Source organism: Holophaga foetida DSM 6591, from assembly GCF_000242615.2.
Taxonomy (GTDB): Bacteria; Acidobacteriota; Holophagae; order Holophagales; family Holophagaceae; genus Holophaga; species Holophaga foetida.
This window is the reverse complement of the sequence record NZ_KI912268.1, coordinates 2,282,096-2,299,476: the sequence shown is the minus strand read 5'-3', so window position 1 is coordinate 2,299,476 and position 17,381 is coordinate 2,282,096. Positions and strand designations below refer to the sequence as shown.

Genomic DNA, 17,381 nt, shown 5'->3' with positions numbered 1-17,381 from the left:
CTAAATAGGTCCATCAGACCGATAGTGAACTAGTACCGTGAGGGAAAGGCGAAAAGAACCCCGATGAGGGGAGTGAAATAGAACCTGAAACCGTCAATCTACAAGCAGTGGAACCCCTATGGTTTACCAGGGGAACCGCGTGCCTTTTGCATAATGAGCCGGCTAGTTATTTTCAGTGGCGAGGCGAAGCCGAAGAGGCGAAGTCGTAGGGAAACCGAGTCTGAATAGGGCGACAGTCGCTGGGAATAGACGCGAAACGGGATGATCTATCCTTGACCAGGATGAAGCTACGGTGAAACGTAGTGGAGGTCCGAACCAGTGTGGGTTGAAAACCGCTTGGATGAGTTGAGGATAGGGGTGAAAGGCCAATCAAATTCCGTGATAGCTCGTTCTCCCCGAAATAGCTTTAGGGCTAGCGTCGGATGTTTCGTCGTGCAGGTAGAGAGTCTGAATGGACTAGGGGGCTTACCAGCTTACTGAATCCAACCAATCTTCGAATGGCACGCCGTGAAGTCCGGCAGTCAGACTGCGGGAGATAAGTTCCGTAGTCGAGAGGGAAAGAACCCAGATCGCCAGCTAAGGTCCCAAAATACATGCTAAGTGGAAAAGGATGTGGATGTGCTTAGACAGCCAGGAGGTTAGCTTAGAAGCAGCTATCCTTTAAAGAAAGCGTAATAGCTCACTGGTCAAGCGGGTCTGTGCCGACAATTCAACGGGGCTCAAGCATGTTACCGAAGCTGCGAACAGTATTCTGTGGTAGGGGAGCATTCCCTAAGTCTGTGAAGGTTGACCGTAAGGACAGCTGGAGACATGGGAAGAGACTCTGTCGGCATAAGTAGCGAAAAGACGGGTGAGAACCCCGTCCGCCGTAAGACTAAGGTTTCCAACGCAAGGTCAATCCGCGTTGGGTTAGTCGGGCCCTAAGCCGAGGCCGAGAGGCGTAGGCGATGGAAAGCTGGTTAATATTCCAGCACCATGATTATCTCGTTTGTACGATGCAGGGACGCAGGAAGGTAGGGACGCACGACTATGGAATGTGGTGTGCAAGCTTTCAAGGGTGTGAGCCAGGGAAGTCCGGTTCACGTTAAGCCCAAGAATTCTGACGAAAAGTTCTGATCCTACACTGCCGAGAAAAGCTGCTAAGGAGAGGTAGTTGTGTCCGTACCGCAAACCGACACAGGTAGTCGAGGAGAGAATCCTCAGGCGTTTGAGAGAACTCTGCTGAAGGAACTCGGCAAATTAACCCCGTAACTTCGGGAGAAGGGGTGCCCCGGTAGGGTTCATAGCCCGAGGGGGTGGCACATAAATGTTCCAGGCGACTGTTTAACAAAAACACAGGTCTCTGCAAACTCCAAAGAGGAGGTATAGGGGCTGACGCCTGCCCGGTGCCGGAAGGTCAAGAGGAGCGGTTAGCGCAAGCGAAGCTGCGAATTTAAGCCCCGGTGAACGGCGGCCGTAACTATAACGGTCCTAAGGTAGCGAAATTCCTTGTCGGGTAAGTTCCGACCTGCACGAATGGCGTAACGATCTGGAAACTGTCTCCAGCAGAGACTCAGCGAACTTGTAGCACCGGTGAAGATGCCGGTTACCCGCACTTAGACGGAAAGACCCCGTGCACCTTTACTACAACTTGACATTGATGTCGGTATTGTGCTGTGCAGGATAGGTGGGAGGCTGTGAAATTGGCTCGTTAGGGTCGATGGAGCCATCGTTGAGATACCACCCTGCGCAATGCTGATATCTAACCCACGCCCGTAATCCGGGTGGGAGACAGTGTCAGGCGGGTAGTTTGACTGGGGCGGTCGCCTCCTAAAGCGTAACGGAGGCGTGCGAAGGTTCCCTCAGGCTGTTTGGAAATCAGCCGCAGAGCGCAATGGTATAAGGGAGCTTAACTGCGAGACACACACGTCGAGCAGGTGCGAAAGCAGGTCATAGTGATCCGGTGGTTCCGAATGGAAGGGCCATCGCTCAACGGATAAAAGGTACGCCGGGGATAACAGGCTGATCTTGCCCAAGAGTTCATATCGACGGCAAGGTTTGGCACCTCGATGTCGACTCATCGCATCCTGGGGCTGGAGCAGGTCCCAAGGGTTCGGCTGTTCGCCGATTAATAGCGGTACGTGAGTTGGGTTCAGAACGTCGCGAGACAGTTCGGTCCCTATCTAGTGTGGGCGTAGGATATTTGAGAGGACCTGTCCTTAGTACGAGAGGACCGGGATGGACTGACCTCTGGTGTTCCAGTTGTGTTTCCAAATGCAACGCTGGGTAGCTATGTCGGGAAGTGAGAAGCGCTGAAAGCATCTAAGCGCGAAACACCCCTCAAGATGAGATATCCCCACGAGACCCGTCGTAGACGACGACGTTGATAGGTCGCATGTGTAAGCGCAGTAATGCGTTGAGCTGAGCGATACTAATTGGTCCACTGGCTTGACCTTTCATCAATCAATTACATTTGTTTTTTTGCAGAGTGCAAAAAAACAAGATCAGCGAGCTGCGGGCCTGAGGGCGCGGAGCATTCGGAGAGACGATTGTTTCAATCGCTTCGCCTAAATACCCTTCGACAAACACAACGAAAAGAATTTTCAGATTTCCGAAGGAAATCTGAAAGAGCCCTTCGTCGTGGCTATACCCTGGAGGTCACACCCGTTCCCATTCCGAACACGGCAGTTAAGCTCCAGAGGGCCGATGATACTGCCAGGGACACTGGTGGAAAAGTAGGTCGCCGCGACGTTAAATAAACACACGCCCCCGAAAGGGGGCGTTGCTGTACCTGCTGGGAAATGGAAGCTGATCATCGACTTCTGCCACGTCCAGGGGTTTGGGTTGGTGACGCAGTGCGCTTTCCTATGGCCAACCTTCATTCTCTTGGGGCAAGGAGCCTGTCCAAGGGCTAGACTCGATAACAGAGGCAGGAGAAGTTCGCGGAATTGCTTCCCATCCTTCTCCAGCCCGTATTGAGTTGCCATGTCTATACCCGCCTCGGGGGCGAAGGCCCCGCGTTCCCGCATCCACGTGCTGGATTTCATCCGGCTGATTGCCATGCTTCTGATGATCCAGGGCCACACCCTGGACGCTGTTGTGAATCCTGCCAGGGTAGACTGGAATTCTTTTGGGTGGAGCACTTGGCTTCACCTGCGGGGGCTTACGGCTCCCCTATTCCTAATGGTTTCCGGGGCCGCAACCGTGCTGGGGGTCCGTCGCGATTCTGAGGGTGGGGTGGCGCATTCCGTGATCCGACGTCGGGTGTTTACTGCTTTCAAGGTGCTCTGCATAGGTTACCTTCTGGTGTTTCCAGCCAACCGGCTCGCCGACCTCCAGTGGGTGTCCTGGGATGTCTGGAGGGGCTTCCTCCAGGTGAACATCCTCCAGTTGAACGGCCTTGCTTTGCTTGCCTTGACACTCCTGCTGGCGGGTACCCGGAGTCTCCGCAGATATGCCTTTTCGGCGATCTGTCTTGGCCTGTTGGTCCTGATCGGTGCTCCTTTTGTCTATGCCGTGGACTGGCACCAGTGGCTCCCCGAAGGGCTCGCCGCCTACCTGTCCTTCCGGCACGGTTCACTCTTTCCACTATTCCCTGCGGGCGCCTTCATGTTCCTTGGGGTAGGGCTGGGGGCTTTGCTGGTGGGAACACCGGAGGAACGGAGGCTTCGGACCTTCCGCATGGCTTGCCTCGCAGGCAGCGCTGGCCTCATGCTGGTCGCCCTTGGGTTGGACTGGTCGGGCATGGAGGCTGCGCTTCCGGTGCACGACCCGTACAAGGCTGGATACGCCTATACCCTGCTGCGCCTCGCTTTCGCTCTTCTGGTCTTCGGAGTCCTGGCCTGGGTTGCCGAAGTTCGCCCGAGCTGGGTTGAGGTCTGTGCGTCCATGGGGCGCAAGTCTCTCTTCATCTACGTGGTCCATCTCGTGTTCCTCTATGGAACCCCTTGGGGAGAGGGCCTTGCGGGTGGTCGTTACCACTCGCTCTCTGTCGCACAAGGCATCATGCTCATCCCATTGGTGATCGCCGTTTCGTTTGGAACTCTACTGGCCTGGGAGTGGGTCCAGCGCCGTTCGGACCAGATGGGAAAGGTCATTCGCGCCTCCGCAGCATGTGCGCTCTTCTATGCACTCATCTTCTGAACTCACCTGTGCCAGCATCCCCCTGGAAAATTAGCCAGGAACAATGGAGCATTGGCGCGGTAAACTGCTGGATTCTTTGCGAGGAATGTCATGCCTATCAGTGTCCGCCTTCCCGATGACTCTGTTCGAGAGATGCAGGATGGCGCCACCGGGTCTGATCTTGCCGCCTCCATCGGCCCCAAGCTCCTTGAGGCAGCCATGGCCATCAAGGTGAATGGCTTGCTCTGCGATCTCAGCGCCGTGCTCCCTGATGGAGCACAGGTCGCCATCCTGACCTCCAAGGCTCCTGAGGCCCTGGACATTGTCAGGCACTCCACGGCTCACCTCCTGGCGCAGGCCGTGAGGCGGCTTTTCCCTGGGGTCAAGGTGGGCATCGGTCCCATCATCGAAGACGGCTTCTACTATGACTTCCTGGTGGAGAAGTTCTTCACCCCGGAGGACCTTGTGGCCATCGAAGCCGAGATGCGTGTCCTCGTGGACGCCAAGGTCCCCGTGGTGCGTGAAGAGCTCTCCCGCGAAGCAGCCATTCAGCGTTTTCAGGAACTCGGGGAACCCCTGAAGGTTGAACTCGCCTCCGAGATCCCCGCCGGCGAGGTCATCACTGGCTACCGCCAGGGCGATTTCTACGACCTCTGCCGGGGCCCTCATGTTCCGGACACCTCCAAGCTGAAGGCCTTCAAGCTCACCCATACCGCCGCAGCCTATTGGCGCGGGGATGAGAAGAACGCCCAGCTCTGCCGCATTTACGGGACGGCCTTCCACACCCAGAAGGAGCTTGACGAGCACCTGAAGCGCCTTGAGGAAGCCAAGGCGAGGGATCATCGCAAGCTCGGTCGGGAGCTCGGGCTCTTCTCCTTCCATGCGGAGGCCCCCGCATCCCCCTTCTTCCACCCCAAGGGCACGGTGGTCTACAACGAATTGGTGAACTACATGCGTGGGCTCTACGCTCGGCAGGGGTACGACGAGGTCATTACGCCCCAGGCCCTGGATGTCAGCATGTGGAAGACTTCCGGGCACTACGAGAAATACCAGGACAACATGTATTTCACCATGGTGGAGGAGCGTGAGTACGCCCTCAAGCCCATGAACTGCCCGACCCACTGCCTGATCTATGGCACAGGTCATCATAGCTATCGCGACCTGCCCATCCGTTACGCGGACTTCGGCCGCCTCCATCGATACGAGCGCAGCGGCGTCACCCAGGGACTGACCCGTGTGCGGACCTTCTGCCAGGACGATGCGCACATCTACTGTGCCCCTGAGCAGATGAAGGCCGAAATGGCCTCCTTCTTCGCATTCATCAAAGACGTCTACGACACCTTTGGTTTCGAGGAGGTGCGGGTGGCCTTGTCCACCAGGCCCGAGAAGCGCATCGGCAGTGATGATATCTGGGATCTCGCCGAGAACGCCCTGGCCGAGGGAATGCGGGAGGCTGGGATGGACTTCCATGTTGCTCCCGGAGACGGCGCCTTCTACGGCCCCAAGATCGAATTCCAGATCCTGGATGCCCTCAAGCGCCCCTGGCAGCTGGGCACCCTGCAGGTGGACTACTTCCTGCCGGAGCGCTTCGGTCTGCGCTACGTCAAGGCTGATGGCAGTGAAGGGACCCCAGTCATGCTCCATCGTGCCATCCTGGGCAGCCTGGAGCGCTTCATGGGCATCCTGATCGAGCATTGCGCCGGGGCCTTCCCGGCCTGGCTGGCTCCTGTCCAGATCGCGGTGCTGCCCATCACGGACCGCGTTCACGATTTCGCCCGGGAGGTCAAGGCCAAGGCCTTGGATCTCGGCATCCGGGTCGAGCTGGACCTTCGGAACGAGAAGGTCAATGCCAAGATTCGCGATGCCCAGCTCCAGAAGGTTCCCTACATGCTGGTCATCGGAGACCGGGAGGCGGCCAACGGGTCCGTATCCGTGCGTCACCGCAAAGAGGGGGATCTGGGGGCCCAGCCACTGGATGCATTCTTTGCTAAGCTGGTCGAGGAGATCAAGCTTAGAGTCCGATAATTGCCTTGGCTTTCATTTGAAAGCTTGGTAACATCTTTATCCTTGTGTAAATGGGGAGGGTAGTATTCGAGCCAATGAGACGCGTATCAACGATGGCATTCGGGCTTCCGAAGTCAGGGTCATCGACGAAGACGGCACACAGTTAGGGGTCATGACCCCTTATGACGCCGTCAGGATCGCTGAAGGAAAAGGCTTGGACCTCGTGGAGGTTTCCCCCACGGCCAACCCGCCCGTTTGCAGAATCATGGACTATGGCAAGTACAAGTTCATGGAGTCCAAGCGCGAGCACGCTGCCCGCGCCAAACAGAAGACGATCGTGGTCAAGGAGGTCAAGTTCCGGCCTCGCACCGACGACCACGACTTCGAATTCAAGATCAAGCACATCCTCCGCTTCCTCGAAGATGGAGACAAGGTGAAGGTCGTGGTGATGTTCCGCGGGCGCGAGGTCGTCCACCGGGATATCGGCTACCGCATCATCGAGGATGTGCTGGCCCGCGTTGCTGATAAGTGCATCGTGGAAAAGTCCGCAGGAATCGATGGCCGCGATATGCACGCCATCATCTCTCCCCGGCCAGTAGCTCCCGAACCCAAGAAGGTCACCAAGGCTCCCAAGGCCGAGGCCCCCTTGGAACCAAACCAAGCATAGAGGTCACCATGCCCAAGCTCAAGACCCACAAGGGTGCCGCTAAGCGCTTCAAGAAGACCGGTACCGGTCAGTTCAAGCGCGGTTGCTCCCACCAGCGTCACATCCTCACCAAGAAGACTTCCAAGCGCAAGCGTCAGCTTGATCTGGGCGGCATGGTGGACAAGTCCGATCTCGGACGCGTTCGCGATATGCTCCCCTACGCGTAAGTTTCTGCGGGGATTGTAACTACCAGGTGGCCTAGCCACCCCCGACGGGGCCGGAAAACGCTCGAATGGAGCTGCCCTGAGGAAAGGAACACATGACAAGAGTCAAACGTGGTTTTAAGCGGGTTCAGCGTCGCAAGCGGATGCTGAAGTTTGCCAAGGGTTTCTACGGCGCCAAGTCCCGGCTCTACCGGTCGGCGAAGGAAGCCGTCGAGAAGGCCCTGCAGTACTCCTACCGCGACCGCAAGGTGCGGAAGCGTGATTTCCGTCGTCTCTGGATCGTCCGTATTGGCGCTGCCTGCGAGATGAACGGCACCAGCTACTCCAAGTTCATGGGCGGCCTCAAGAAGGCCAACGTGAGCCTGGACCGCAAGGTCCTCGCCGACCTCGCCGTCCGCAATCCCGAGGCCTTTACCAAGCTCGTGGCCGTGGCCAAGGGCTGAGCGAATACCAAAACCCATCGCAACAGACCTGAAAGGCCGCTTCACGCGGCCTTTCTGCCTTTTTGAAGCCTCCAGCGAGGAACCCATGGAACTGAGCCTTCTGCCCCAGGAATTGAGAGATGCCTATGAGGCGTTTCAGGCGGCCCTGGACGCCTGTGGAGATCTGGACGCCCTGATGCGCCTGAAGGGCGCATACATCGGACGGGAGGGCAGCCATGCCGCCCGCATGATGGACCTGCTCAAGGCTGCTCCCAAGGAGCAGAAGCGTGAGTTGGGAGCCTCTATCAACGCCTTGAAGGGGAAGTGGGAGGAAGGCCTCCGCATTCGACAGGCTGAGCTGGAGGATGCCCGGAAACGTCAGGCTTCCCTGGCCCAGGCCTGGGATCCTGAACTCCCTCCGCCCACTCCCGCCAAGGGGGCCATGCATCCCTTGAACCGCCTGATGGATCGCATGGTGGAGGTCTTCCGCCCCCTGGGCTACCACGTGGAGGAGGGGCCGGAGGTTGAAACCGAGGCCCACAACTTCGATGGACTCAATATCCCCGCCGATCACCCGGCCCGGGGTAGCGCAGACACCTTCTACCTCAAGGAACATGGGGATCTGCTGCTGCGCACCCACACCAGCCCGGTGCAGGTGCGGGTCATGCAGCGTCTGGCCCCCACCATCGAGGCGAGGGGCGGGATCCGCTTCCTGGCTCCCGGGCGGGTCTACCGCAAGGACGAGATCGACCCCACTCACAGCCCCATGTTCCACCAGGTGGAAGGGCTTCTGGTCGGCAAGGGGATCGGGATGCACCACCTCAAGGGCACCCTCGACTACGCCATGAAGGCCCTCTTTGGGCCCAAGGCCGAGGTTCGCTTCCGTCCCAGCTATTTCCCCTTCACCGAGCCCAGCTGTGAGGTGGATGTCCGATGCCCCCTCTGCGGTGGCGACGGATGCCGGGTCTGCAAGGGCTCCGGGTGGGTGGAGCTCCTGGGGGCGGGTCTGGTGCACCCCAATGTGCTGCGCTTCTCTGGGATTGATCCCGAGGTGTGGAGCGGTTTCGCCTTTGGCATCGGCGTCGAGCGTACGGCCATGATGGTCAGCCAGACCCCGGATCTTCGACTGTTCTTTGAAAATGACACCCGCTTCCTTGCGGCCATGGGAGGGCTGGACTGATGCTGATCGAAATCAAGGCGCTGGTGCAGGAGCTGCCCGCGGTCGCCAACCTTTCGGTGACTGAACTCTGTGAACTCTCTGCCGCCCTCGGCTTTCCCGTGGATGGCGTGAGTCAGGAGGGGGGCGAGACGGTCATCGAAGTGGATGTGACCGCCAACCGAGGGGATGTCCTCTCCCATCGCGGCTTCGCACGGGATCTAGCAGCCCGTGTCGATGGAAAACTTGAGCCCCTGGCATGTCCGACCCTGGAGGAAGGTGCCCCCCTGATGCCCATCCATCTTCGGGCTGGGGCTGCCTGCCCCGTCTACTCCACGGCGGTACTGGACCTCGGTGAAGGCCCTGGGACCCCCGAGGAAGCCCGCCGCTTCCTGGCATCCATGGGGACCAATGCCAAGGGCTTCGCCCCGGTGGACGGTTCCAACGAACTCCTGTTCCGCTATGGCCACCCCACCCACGCCTTCGATGCGGACCGCCTCAAGGGCTGCCTCATCGTGCGCTGGGCCGAGGAGGGAGAGACCCTGTTGACCCTGGACGGGGTGGAGCGCAAGCTCAGCCCCAAGGATCTCCTGATCGCCGATGACTCCGGTCCGGTGGCCCTGGCTGGGGTCATGGGTGGCGATAGCACCAAGGTGACCCCTGAAACCCGGCGGGTCCTCCTGGAGAGCGCCTGGTTCGATGCCCGCAGCGTCCGGGCCACGGCCCATCGGCACGGACTCCATTCCGATGCCTCCTACCGGTTCGGCCGCGGGGCTGACCCCGCCATGGCCCGGACCGGGCGCGATCTCCTGGCCCGCCGCCTTATGGATTGGGGGGGGGCCGTGCTCCACGGCGCCTGGACCGCCGGAGAGGTGCCTGAGGCCTCTGCGGCCATCCGGCTCACCGAGGGAACCCTCAATCGGCTGACGGGTTCGCCCATCTCCCTTGAGGAGGCCAAGCCCCTGCTGGAGCGTCTCGGCTTCGTCGTCAGCCAGGGTGCCGATGGCCTTTGGGCCCACCCGCCCACCTGGCGCCACGATATGGAGATCGAGGTGGATCTGGCGGAGGAAGTGCTCCGCATGCGCGGCTATGACACCATCCCCATGGCCCTGCCTCCCTTGCAGGGGCACCCTGAACCCCTTTCCGCCAACTACGCGCAGCGTAAGAATCTGGCCCTGCGCCTGGCCCACCTGGGCTTCCATCAGACCGTGACGCTGGGCTTTGTGAGTCCCGAGATCGACGCCGAGTTCATGTCCGTGCTCGGAGTGGACAACCCTCAGGGGGGACGCACCCTGGTCAATCCGCTGGGGGTGGAATACTCCGTGATGCGGGGCTCCCTGCTGCCCAGTTTGCGCTCCACTGCTGAATACAACCTTCGCCAGGGTGCCCGGGAGCTTCGCCTCTTCGAGATCTCCCCTGTCTACTTCAGCACCCCGAAGGGGCCGCAGGAGACCCTCAAGCTCGGGATCGTATGGAGTGGCACCCTCGGCGGTGAGAGCTACCTATCTCCCGCCCGTCCCGTTCGCAGTGCGGATCTCGTGGGCATCGCCCGCGATCTTGGCCTGGAGGTCCTTCCCCAGGTCCACGAGCTGGGTGACGGCGTCTTCGGAATCGAGTTTCCCCTCGGGGAGCTTGGGCGCCCCCAGGATCGCATCATCCCTGCTTTCCAGGCCTTCAGCCGCTTCCCTGCGGTGGAGCGGGACCTTTCGCTCCTGGTGGCGATGGAGCAGTCCTATGCCGCCCTCCGGGATGCCATGACCCAGGTCCTGCCCAAGGACACCCTACAGAGCCTTGCCTGCGTCGACGTCTTCCGGCACAAGAGCCTGCCCCAGGGCAGGCAGGCCTGGCTCATGCGTTTCCGCTTCCAGCACATGGAGCGGACCCTGACCGGGGCGGAGGTGGATGGCTGGATCGCGAAGGCCCTCGAGGCCGCCCGGACCCACGGAGCCGAACTGCGCGGTTAGTGTGTGCCGGAAGGTGCAGGTCCTGAGATGTATGATTAGCCATGGCCTGCGTTTGTTTCTTCATCCATGGAAGTGATGCCTACTACGACGCAGGGCGAGAGGCTGTGCGCTCAGTCCTGGTGCATACCGATTTCCCTGTGTTCGTAAGCTGCGATGACAAGACTCGGCTGAAGCTGAATTCCTCCAGGCTGCAGGTCGATGAATGCAGCCGGTATTCCGGAGCCCACCGTTCATGGCGGTTCCTTGGCAAATTCCGGGCGCTGGAGGCTTGCATCCGCAGCAGCGACGAAGACCTGGTGCTGTTCCTGGATGCTGACGCACTATTGCTTCAACCGCTGGATGACAGACTGATACGAACCGCACTCAATCATCATCCTTTGGGCATGGTTGAACAGACGACCATCACCGGATCGACGATGAATCGGACAGCATTCTGGGAACACTACCGTCAGCACTCACTGTCATTCATTGCTCCCGACCTGGCCCCGCCAACGCCGTCTCAGTTCCGCTATTTCAACAGTGGTGTGGTTTTCGGGCGCAAGTCGACGATTGCGGCCATTACGGACTGGGCACTGTCTGAGATCCGCAGGAGCAGCTCGGATCACTGCATCGGGCAACACATGATTGCTGACCAGGACTACTTTCAGGTCTGGACGAACAATCTTTTCCCTGGCATATGCCAGGAACTGCCGTGGGAATGGAATCATTGCGAATACTGGGATGTCGGTTTTCCTCGCCGCACGGCGCGGATCGCTCACTTCAGCAATTTCTGCAACGGACCTGCACCTGATACCGCCACACGCATGCGAGCGCTGTTGGGGTGAGCTGCTCCAATCAACGCTTTCGCGGGGACACTTGTTCACTCATGGGGGGGGAAGTGGGGTTTGTAGAGAGAGAACTGACGACGGTGATCGTTACGCACAACTCAGCTGCAGTGCTGTCGGACTGCCTGGCCTCTTTGAAACGTTGCGCTTCGGGGCCGGTCCTGGTGGTGGACAATGGGTCAACCGATGGATCGGCCGAGCTTGCGCGAGCCGCTGGCGCAGTGGTGCATGAGTTGGGTCAGAATACTGGATTCGCGAAGGCGGCCAATCATGGGGCGCGCGCAGCACAGTCTCCCTTCCTCTGTTTCCTGAATCCCGATTGCGCTGTCGATGCCCATCTGCTGGAGATCGCAGCGGAAATGCTTCGGCAACACAAGCAGTGCATTGCATTGCCCAGTTTCTTGCACGATGACGGCATTACGATCCAGGGTTGCCAGCCTGGCTATACCTGGGAAAAGCTCCTCGCCGATGTCCTTGAAAACAATCGCAATTGGCCCCGGGTGGTCAGGCTGATCAAGCGCTTGCCGGGATATGATGCACAGAACTGGCAATGGCCGCTGTGCGCCTGTGCTTTTATTGCAAAGGATGTATTCCTGGGGCTTGGAGGGTTTGACGAGCATTATTTCCTGTACATGGAGGATGTCGAGCTCGGTCTTTCGATGCTTCGGGCCGGTGGGGTTGTCGCGGCCCTTGATGCCACGGTGCGTCATCATGCGCAGACAGGCTCCGCCGTGAGCCCCGATCGCCGGTTGAGGATGCTGAACACGGCTCGGCTCCAATACGCCCGCAGGCATTACGGAGCCTGTTTCGAATGGCTGCTAAGGTTGTTGGTGCCTCAGCACAGACGAACGGCAACACAGGGGGCCATCTGATGCTCTATTATTTCGTTCCGGGTACCTCGATATTCGGAGGCATCAAGGTTGCGTATCAGTTTGTGGATGCGCTGAACGCGCTGGGGGTGCCAGCTGTGATTGCCTCTCCGGGAGCTTCGGCTGCGACTTGGTTCCTATCCCATGCGGCGGTGGTGGATTCCGAAGAAGTTCGCAAGACCTTCCGGCCAGAAGACATCGCAGTCTTCTCTCTGCCCCACGATTATCCTTCGTTGCGAACGCTTCCTGGGCAACTGGTCTTCCACTGTCAGGGCACGGACCCCCTCATTGACCCCATCCTCGCAGACCCTGCCGTGAAGGTCCTTACCTGTTGGAGACAGGCTGCGGAGTATGTGAAGGCTCGTGGCGTCCATGATCCCCTTGATGTCGGAATCTCGATATCCTCCTGTTTTGCCTACACCGGAGAACCGAAATTTGAATACGCCGTGGCTTGCATGCCGCGCAGAGGTGCAGAGCTGGGTGAGGCCGTGAGGCGTGCCTATCCTGCGATGCGCTATGTCGTGATCGATGGCATGCGCGAGGGCGAGGTGGCGCGGGTCCTGAAGCACAGCTCCATCTTCCTCGCCACCGCCACGCATGAGTGGTTTGGGCTGCCGGCGCTTGAGGCCATGTCTGCAGGATGTGTGGTTGTATCGACCCCGGTGCTGGGTGGGATGGAGTACCTTGAGGACGGTATCAATTGCAGAGTGGCCGAACCCCAGGATTTCACGGCCGCCGTGGGCGAACTGCTGCAGGAGCGGTCTGCGGTCTCGCGTTTCCAGATGAGGCAGGCCGCGATCGCGACGGCACGGCGTTACACCACCGAGTGCATGATGCAGCGCCTTTCCGAGGGGCTTGATGGACCATTGTCGAGCTGGCGGAGGAGAGCATGAAGACCCGTCTATGCGCCGTGATTCTCTCCCGTGGTCTCGATGAAATGCTGCGCTTCTGCCTGAAAAACTTTTTCGAAAGCGCGGAGCAGTTGTCCGGTGAGATCGAGGCTGAGGCGATTGTGGTGGATAACGCCTCCCCTCGCCCGTACCTTGGCACTTCATTCTCTGATCGCCGTGTTAGGCTCCTGCGGTTTGATGCTCCAACGGGCTTTGCCGCAGCCTGCAACCGGGCCGTTCAGAAATGTGAGGCTGAGCAATTGCTGTTTCTCAATAATGATGTCTTCCTTGACCGTTCGACACTTGGCCAGATGCTGCAACATGGATGCGATGCCGACGTTGGCGTCACCGGATCGTGGCTCTACTTCCCGGACGGGCGGGTACAGCACCGCGGTGTCGTATTTGGCAACGATGATATCGGTCCATACCATTTGCACCGCGGACAGTACCTCGAACCCCGTCGTCCGCTCGAAGCGTTTCAGGCCGTGACCGGCGCGTGCATGGTGGTCGGCCGGGAGCTGTTCAATCGGATCGGTGGCTTTGATGAATCGTATGCTTTCGGGCTTGAAGACATCGACTTCTGCCTACGGGTAAGGCAATGTGGACAGCGGGTGATTTGTGTGGATGCTGGGCGCCCCATGCATTTTGAATCATTCACCCCTGGGCGGGTCGAGATGGACGTTTCATCCAGGCGGCTCTTCATGGAACGCTGGCGAGGCAAATACACCATAGATGGGTGATGAAATGCTCGAGTTGACGGTGATCATTCATACGCGGGACTCCGAGGCCACGTTGCCCCGGCTCCTGGAGTCCGTCCGGTGGGCAGAGGAATGCATCGTGGTGGACATGGAGAGCCGCGACCGCACCTGCGAGATTGCGCGACAGTACGGGGCAACACTGATTCCCACACCGATGGCTCCGCGGATTGATGGCATCCGAAACGCCTTCCTGGAGCGTGGTCAGCACGAGTGGGTGTTTGTCCTGGATTCCGATGAATACCTGGCGGAGGACGCAGAGGAGAACGTGCGGGGCCTGCTGGCTCAATACGGAGAGAGCTGCGATGCATTCTTTGTTCCGCGCTACAACATGATTGCTGGTCAGATCATCCGTAGCTGCAGCTGGTACCCTGACCACCAGATCCGCCTTTTCCGGAAAGGGTGCGTACGCTGGGGCGATACCACGCATAAACTGCCGGAATTGCTGACAGCGCCGGAGCGGCTGCACAAGCTCGAGCCGCCGGGCTGTCTTCATATCCATCATGAGAACTATACAAGTATTGAGCAATTTATTGACCGACAAGTCAAATATGCGCTAAATGACATCTATCCGGAGGACGGGTTTTCATTCCAGCAATACGTAGCTAAGGCTTACGAAGAATTCTTCTTCCGCCTGGATGAGAAGAACGATGGTGAACTTTCGTTTGCTCTTGCGACACTCATGGCCTGGGATCGAGTCGTTCGTGGGCTGATACACTGGGAGCGGCTTGGCAGGAAGGATTCGCTGTCCAGGGCCTATTCCCTGCCAATTGCTACAATCAGCAGATACCCGGATTATGTGTTCCCAAACGACCTCGAAGAACTGCGTCGCAGGGTGCAGATGCTTGAGTCGGCCCCAGGGGTGAAGTCATGGGCGCGCATCGTAAAATCCTTCCGACGGGAACGCCGGAAGGTGAAAGAACATTTGAAACGGATTCTGCACTGCTTCCGTAAATAAGCCGATCGCTCTAATGTCGTCCTTTCGCGGGACACCGCACTAGAATGGTCTGAGACGAGGCTTCCATGGAACTCCTGAAACAACTTGAATCCAAGCTCCAGATCCTGGTTCAGCAGCGGAACCAGCTTCGCGAGGAGGTGGAACGCATGAAGGCTGCTGCCTCCGCAGGGGAGGATGAGCTCCATGGGCTTCGGCGTCGCCTCGAAGACCTACAGATGGAGAAGGCCGCCCTTGTGAAGGAGCGGGAGGATGTGAAACAGCAGGTGGACACCATCCTGCAGATGGTCGAGGACTTGGCGTGAACTCAATGCGAGAAACGGTCCCCCTGGCGGCGGACGAGGTGTGGGTCGAGATCCTCGGGAGGGACTGCCGGGTTCTCAGGCGCACCGACGACAAAACGCTGGCGGAGTCCGTGGCCCTTTTGGAGCAGACCTATCGCGACATGGAACGGGCCTATGAGTTAAGATGGGGAGGTCCCCCTTCGACCCTGGACACCACGACCTGGTTGTTGATGGGGGCCCTGAACCTGGCCCACCGTGTGGTGCGCCTGGAACAAGAAGCCAGCCAGCAAACCCAGAACCTGGAACTGACCCTTACGAGACTCCTCGATGATGTTCCAGATGCAAGTCCCGATACGAATGAAACAATTTGATCCCTGCGAGGCCCGTGAGAAGGCTATGCGCTTGTTCCGTAAGCCGTTATGGGAGTCCTGCCCCCGGCCTTGTGCGCACCACGCAGTGGCGCGCCTTAAACCGGGTCTTGGTCACCCCCCTAGTTTGACTGGGAACACGGCAACCTTCCACGACTGAGCGGGGATCATCTTCGGGATTCGCTTGCTGGCTCCAGACCCTCGGAGCCTACTATGAATGCATTGCAAATCGTACTCCTGCTGGTGGCCATCGGAGCGGTGGTTTTCGGCATCCTGAACATGAAGAAGGCCCAGTTGGCCCAGGTCGATGTCTCCAAGGCCCAGGCCAGGGCTGAGGCTGACCTCAAAGCCCAGCGGGACCAGCTCTTCGCTGAGGCGGAGAAGGAAGCCGAGCGGATCCGGGATCGCGGTATCAAGGAAGCAGAGTCCCTCCGCAAGGAGGCTGAGCTCAAGGTCAAGGAGCAGGCTCTGTCTGCCCGGACCGAGGCCGAGAAGCTCGTTAACGAGCGCCTCCAGGCCCTGGACAAGCAGGAACAGCGTCTTCAGTCCAAGGAGGAGGGCCTCGACAAGAAGCTTACCCAGGTGGATCAGAAGACCAAGGAACTGGAACTCAAGGGCGAGAAGCTCAAGTCAGAGATCGAGAAGCTGGAGGGTCAGCAGGCCGATGCAAAGCGCCTGGTGGAAGAGCAGGCCCAACTTCTGGAGACCCTCTCGGGCTATACCCGGGAGCAGGCCAAAGCCGAAATCGTGGGCCAGCTCGAGTACACCGCCAAGATGGACGCCGCCAAGCTGATCCGGCGCATTGAGGAGGAAGCCCAGGAGGAGGCCCAGAAGAAGGCCCGCTGGGCGATTGGAGACGCCATCCAGCGGGTGGCCTCCGAGGTGGTCACCGAGAACGCCGTGACTTCCGTCCAGCTCCCCAGCGATGACCTCAAGGGGCGCATCATCGGCCGGGAAGGCCGCAACATCCGGGCCCTCGAGAAAGCCACGGGCTGCGATCTCATCGTGGATGACACTCCGGAATCCATCGTGGTCTCCAGTTTTGATCCCATCCGCCGCGAGGTGGCCCGCCAGTCTATCCTCAAGCTCCTGGCGGACGGACGCATCCACCCGGCCCGCATCGAGGAGGTGGTTGAGAAGGTCAAGGTCGAGATGGACCAGCACCTCAAGGAGATTGGGGAGGCCACCTGCATCGCCCTGGGCTTCCCCGATGTCCACCCCAAGCTCCACAAGCTTGTGGGGCGTCTCAACTACCGCACCAGCTACGGCCAGAACGTCCTTGAGCACACCAAGGAAGTGGCCCGCATCGCTGAATACATGGCCGTGGAGATGGGGGCCGACGCCCGTCTGGCCCGCCGGGCGGGCCTCTTCCACGATATCGGCAAGGCCATCGATCGCGAGGTGGAGGGCACTCACATCGAGATCGGCATGGAACTCATGAAGCGCTTCGGTGAGAAGGAGGCGGTCATCCACGCCATGGCGTGCCACCACGGCGATCACGAACCCACCACGGTGGAAGCCATGCTCATCACTGCCGCCGATGCCCTTTCCGCTGCCCGCCCCGGAGCCCGACGGGAAATGCTGGAGACCTACGTCAAGCGTCTGGAGCAGCTGGAAGGTATTGCAAACTCCTACAAGGGGGTCCAGAAGAGCTACGCCATGCAGGCTGGCCGCGAGATCCGCATCATGGTGGATGCCGGCCACGTCAACGACGACCAGGCCTTCTGGATCGCCAAGGATGTCACCAAGCGCATCGAGAACGAGATGCAGTACCCGGGACAGATCAAGGTCACCGTCATGCGGGAGACCCGGGCCGTGGAATACGCGCGGTAGAAGGATAGATCCACCACGAAGGCTCCAAGACGCCAAAGAAAAGAGAAGGGGCGCCCACGAGAGCGCCCCTTCTGCTTTCCCGATCC

The 17,381-nt window shown here is 59.4% G+C and carries 15 protein-coding genes and 2 rRNA genes (1 of these 17 cut by a window edge); all 17 read left to right on the top strand.

Features of this window, described 5'->3' with window-relative positions:
* Positions 1 to 2,435 (top strand): 23S ribosomal RNA (locus HOLFODRAFT_RS0210250); it begins 509 nt to the left of the window's first position.
* 180 nt (positions 2,436 to 2,615) lie between these two features.
* A 5S ribosomal RNA gene (rrf, locus tag HOLFODRAFT_RS0210245) occupies positions 2,616 to 2,731 on the top strand.
* Between the two features lie 233 nt (positions 2,732 to 2,964).
* Positions 2,965 to 4,122 (top strand): heparan-alpha-glucosaminide N-acetyltransferase domain-containing protein, encoded by a 1,158-nt coding sequence (locus tag HOLFODRAFT_RS0210240; protein ID WP_005038474.1) that lies wholly within the window; start codon positions 2,965 to 2,967, stop codon positions 4,120 to 4,122.
* Positions 4,123 to 4,212: 90 nt separating this feature from the next.
* Positions 4,213 to 6,126, top strand: coding sequence for a threonine--tRNA ligase (thrS, locus tag HOLFODRAFT_RS0210235; protein ID WP_005038473.1), 1,914 nt, complete (start codon positions 4,213 to 4,215; stop codon positions 6,124 to 6,126).
* A gap of 64 nt (positions 6,127 to 6,190) precedes the next feature.
* Positions 6,191 to 6,772, top strand: coding sequence for a translation initiation factor IF-3 (gene infC / locus HOLFODRAFT_RS0210230; protein ID WP_084053535.1), 582 nt, complete (start codon positions 6,191 to 6,193; stop codon positions 6,770 to 6,772).
* Between the two features lie 8 nt (positions 6,773 to 6,780).
* The gene (gene rpmI / locus HOLFODRAFT_RS0210225) at positions 6,781 to 6,978 is read left to right on the top strand and encodes a 50S ribosomal protein L35 (protein ID WP_005038471.1); all 198 of its coding nucleotides are present in this window, start codon (positions 6,781 to 6,783) and stop codon (positions 6,976 to 6,978) included.
* Positions 6,979 to 7,070: 92 nt separating this feature from the next.
* The gene (gene rplT / locus HOLFODRAFT_RS0210220) at positions 7,071 to 7,418 is read left to right on the top strand and encodes a 50S ribosomal protein L20 (protein WP_005038469.1); all 348 of its coding nucleotides are present in this window, start codon (positions 7,071 to 7,073) and stop codon (positions 7,416 to 7,418) included.
* Between the two features lie 91 nt (positions 7,419 to 7,509).
* Positions 7,510 to 8,577 (top strand): phenylalanine--tRNA ligase subunit alpha, encoded by a 1,068-nt coding sequence (gene pheS, locus HOLFODRAFT_RS0210215; RefSeq protein ID WP_425280010.1) that lies wholly within the window; start codon positions 7,510 to 7,512, stop codon positions 8,575 to 8,577.
* The gene (locus HOLFODRAFT_RS0210210) at positions 8,577 to 10,517 is read left to right on the top strand and encodes a phenylalanine--tRNA ligase subunit beta (protein ID WP_005038464.1); all 1,941 of its coding nucleotides are present in this window, start codon (positions 8,577 to 8,579) and stop codon (positions 10,515 to 10,517) included. The genes pheS and HOLFODRAFT_RS0210210 overlap by 1 nt, the downstream gene beginning before the upstream one ends.
* 41 nt (positions 10,518 to 10,558) lie before the next feature.
* Positions 10,559 to 11,341: a hypothetical protein gene (locus tag HOLFODRAFT_RS0210205; protein ID WP_005038462.1), complete on the top strand. Its 783-nt coding sequence runs from the start codon at positions 10,559 to 10,561 to the stop codon at positions 11,339 to 11,341.
* Positions 11,342 to 11,394: 53 nt separating this feature from the next.
* Positions 11,395 to 12,213: a glycosyltransferase family 2 protein gene (locus tag HOLFODRAFT_RS0210200; protein WP_026939230.1), complete on the top strand. Its 819-nt coding sequence runs from the start codon at positions 11,395 to 11,397 to the stop codon at positions 12,211 to 12,213.
* On the top strand, positions 12,213 to 13,103 hold the full coding sequence (locus HOLFODRAFT_RS0210195; protein WP_026939229.1) for a glycosyltransferase: 891 nt from the start codon (positions 12,213 to 12,215) through the stop codon (positions 13,101 to 13,103). Before HOLFODRAFT_RS0210200 ends, HOLFODRAFT_RS0210195 begins: the two co-directional genes overlap by 1 nt.
* Positions 13,100 to 13,840 carry a glycosyltransferase family 2 protein gene (locus tag HOLFODRAFT_RS23005; RefSeq protein WP_005038456.1) on the top strand — a complete coding sequence of 247 codons (741 nt, stop codon included), beginning with the start codon at positions 13,100 to 13,102 and terminating at the stop codon, positions 13,838 to 13,840. Before HOLFODRAFT_RS0210195 ends, HOLFODRAFT_RS23005 begins: the two co-directional genes overlap by 4 nt.
* 4 nt (positions 13,841 to 13,844) lie before the next feature.
* Positions 13,845 to 14,813 carry a glycosyltransferase family 2 protein gene (locus tag HOLFODRAFT_RS0210185; RefSeq protein WP_005038454.1) on the top strand — a complete coding sequence of 323 codons (969 nt, stop codon included), beginning with the start codon at positions 13,845 to 13,847 and terminating at the stop codon, positions 14,811 to 14,813.
* Between the two features lie 65 nt (positions 14,814 to 14,878).
* On the top strand, positions 14,879 to 15,115 hold the full coding sequence (locus HOLFODRAFT_RS0210180) for a hypothetical protein (RefSeq protein ID WP_005038452.1): 237 nt from the start codon (positions 14,879 to 14,881) through the stop codon (positions 15,113 to 15,115).
* A 5-nt stretch (positions 15,116 to 15,120) separates the two neighbouring features.
* On the top strand, positions 15,121 to 15,465 hold the full coding sequence (locus HOLFODRAFT_RS0210175; protein WP_148300418.1) for a cell division protein ZapA: 345 nt from the start codon (positions 15,121 to 15,123) through the stop codon (positions 15,463 to 15,465).
* 210 nt (positions 15,466 to 15,675) lie between these two features.
* The gene (gene rny / locus HOLFODRAFT_RS0210170) at positions 15,676 to 17,295 is read left to right on the top strand and encodes a ribonuclease Y (RefSeq protein ID WP_005038448.1); all 1,620 of its coding nucleotides are present in this window, start codon (positions 15,676 to 15,678) and stop codon (positions 17,293 to 17,295) included.
* Positions 17,296 to 17,381 lie beyond the last annotated feature (86 nt).